Origin of the sequence: uncultured Mycobacterium sp. (genome assembly GCF_964249325.1) — a bacterium.
Taxonomy (GTDB): Bacteria; Actinomycetota; Actinomycetes; order Mycobacteriales; family Mycobacteriaceae; genus Mycobacterium.
Map to the genome: position 1 here is coordinate 1 of NZ_CAXUCH010000399.1, position 2,331 is coordinate 2,331.

3 protein-coding genes are annotated in these 2,331 nt (G+C 63.7%); all 3 read right to left on the minus strand.

Annotated elements, in window-relative coordinates; genetic code table 11:
• Positions 1-98: 98 nt before the first annotated feature.
• Positions 99-515 carry a peptide-methionine (R)-S-oxide reductase MsrB gene (gene msrB / locus ACFE99_RS25070; RefSeq protein ID WP_375489581.1) on the minus strand — a complete coding sequence of 139 codons (417 nt, stop codon included), beginning with the start codon at positions 513-515 and terminating at the stop codon, positions 99-101.
• Positions 516-519: 4 nt separating this feature from the next.
• Positions 520-1,878 carry an arabinofuranan 3-O-arabinosyltransferase gene (gene aftC, locus ACFE99_RS25075; protein ID WP_375489583.1) on the minus strand — a complete coding sequence of 453 codons (1,359 nt, stop codon included), beginning with the start codon at positions 1,876-1,878 and terminating at the stop codon, positions 520-522.
• Positions 1,879-1,901: 23 nt separating this feature from the next.
• Positions 1,902-2,331: alpha/beta hydrolase (locus ACFE99_RS25080; protein WP_375489585.1), on the minus strand; the 430-nt coding region annotated here is incomplete at its 5' end.

Genomic DNA, 2,331 nt, shown 5'->3' on the forward strand with positions numbered 1-2,331 from the left:
ACTGTCAGACCCGTCCACATTCGCTGCAGCCACCGCTTGAATCCAACCGGCGTGTCGTCGCAACTGGTTAAGTGTCGCGGAAAGAAGCGTCGCGGCGCCTACGAGCCCGAAGGCACCAGCCGCAGACAGATCGAGTTGATGCAGTAGCGCTGGTCCGTCGGGGTCGGATATCCCTCGCCGGTGAACACGTGCCCCAAGTGGCTATGGCAGTTGGCGCACAGCACCTCGGTACGACGCATCCCCATCGAATCGTCGTGGCGCAGGATCACCGCGTCGGAGTCCACCGGATCGAAGAACGACGGCCAGCCGCAATGCGATTCGAATTTCTCGGTGCTGCGGAACAATTCGGCCCCACACGCCCGGCACTGATAGACGCCTTCGGTCTTGGTGTCGGTGTACTCACCGGTGAACGGCGGCTCGGTGCCGGCGCGGCGCAGCACCGCGAACTCCTCGGGCGTGAGCTTCTGCCGCCATTCGTCGTCGCTCAGCTGGACTTTCGGCTGGAAAGAGGTCATGCGTTCACGCTAGTCCCGATGGCGCTGACCCGCTGCGCTCGGGCTCCGCCGCGCTTGCGATCACCGCGCTGCGCGGCCGCTCCGGCGTCAGCCACGCCGGATCGATCCCGGAATCCAGCCGGTTCTCGGCCTTGGCGTCCAGATAGCGGAAGTACAGCACGGAGAACACCACGATCAGCAGCAACGACCAGCCGTAGGTGATCTTCAGGTATTCCAGCGGACGTCCGACGCCCATCCAGTTGAACAGCAGCCAGCGGTCCATCGTCATAAACCCGTACACCCCAAGCCACGCCGGCCAGTTGCGGATCACCGAGTTGCGCAGCACCACCGTCATCAAGAACGGAAACAGCATCATCGAGTAGTAGCCCTGAGCCAGCGACAACACCAGCCACGACCACAGCAACAGCACCCCAGACGACGTGGCCATCCAGAACAGTTGGTCGCGGGTGCGGTAGTAGCGGTACAGCAGCCACAGACTGGCAATCGCGATCAGCGTGAACGCGATCCGCAGGAACAGGATCAGCCACGTCGGCAAACCGAAGTACACGCCGTTGCCCTCGATCGAGCTGTTGAAGTAGTCCCGCACGCCCAGGATGTAGGGGACCGTGCGGGTGACGAAGTCCTGTGGGTCACTGACCAACGGCCAGGCGGCCGCGTTCAACACCAGCGGCAGCACGACTGCGGCCATTACCGCCCGCCACTGGCGGTTCAGCATCGGCAGCAACACCAGCGGCGCCAACAAGGGTTTGGTCACCAGCGTCAACCCGATCGCGATGCCGGCCCACCACTGATGGCTTGTCTTGCCGTCGAGCAGCCAGCGGAAGAACAGCACTTCGGCCAGCAGGACACAGCCGTTGATGTTGGTGAATACCAGTGTGTTGGTGACGCTCTCGGTGCAAAACATCGCCAGCAGCAGAGCCGGAGCGGCCACCGAAGCCAACGTGTAGTTGAACAGCCGCAGCAACAGATACCAGGCAATCAGGATGGCCACGGTGTTGCACAAGATGAACAGATAGCGCGACGGCGTGAAGGGCAGATATCCGAACGGCGCCATCAGCAGGGTGCCGCCAGGCGGATACAGGAAATGCGGATCGACGTAGTCGAAGTGTTCATTGTAGATGTCCCAGCCGTGCCGGAAGTTCAGCACCGCGCGATAGACCGGCTTGAAGTCGTCGGTGATGTTGCCGTTCGTGGTCACCACCACGCTGCGGTGGATCACCGCGAGAATCGCCACCGGCCACAACGCCGACCTCAGCACCGTTGCGGCGCTGGGCGCGCCGGTGCGCGGACGAAAGGCGGCCAGCACGGAGTCGCGCCAGCCGGTACGGATGGAGTCAGCTGCCGTCACGAGCGAACCGTACACCGCTGCTCATCCGCGGCGATAAGTCAGGCCGGACAGTAGGTGTCGGTGTCGGGCAGCTTGCCGCTGTTGAGATAGGCGATCAATGGTGGCACCGCACACGACGAGTAGATGCTGGTGCCGTGGCCGATGCCCTGCCACATCACCCGCTTGCTCGCCGCGCGCGCGTTGATCATGGTGGCGGCCGTCGCGGCGACGCCCTCCGAGCCGGTGATCGGGTCGTTCTGCACACCCATCAACATGACGTCGATCTTGAGCTTTTTGGGCGGCTGCGGCGGCGAGCCGCTGGGCCAGTGGATGCACTTGACCATGTTGAGCGCTGCGACCGGGCCGAACTGCGGGTAGAGCTTTCCCCATTCGACCACCAGTTGACGAACCCGGTCGGGCGTCGGGCGGTTCAACGCGTCGCCGCAGGAGTTGATGAACTGGCCGTCGGTGTCGCGGGTGGCCTCGGCC

What these genes read in the sequence shown, in the direction of transcription:
- msrB (WP_375489581.1), bottom strand. Translation starts at nt 515, where the DNA reads ATGACCTCTTTCCAGCCGAAAGTCCAGCTGAGCGACGACGAATGGCGG.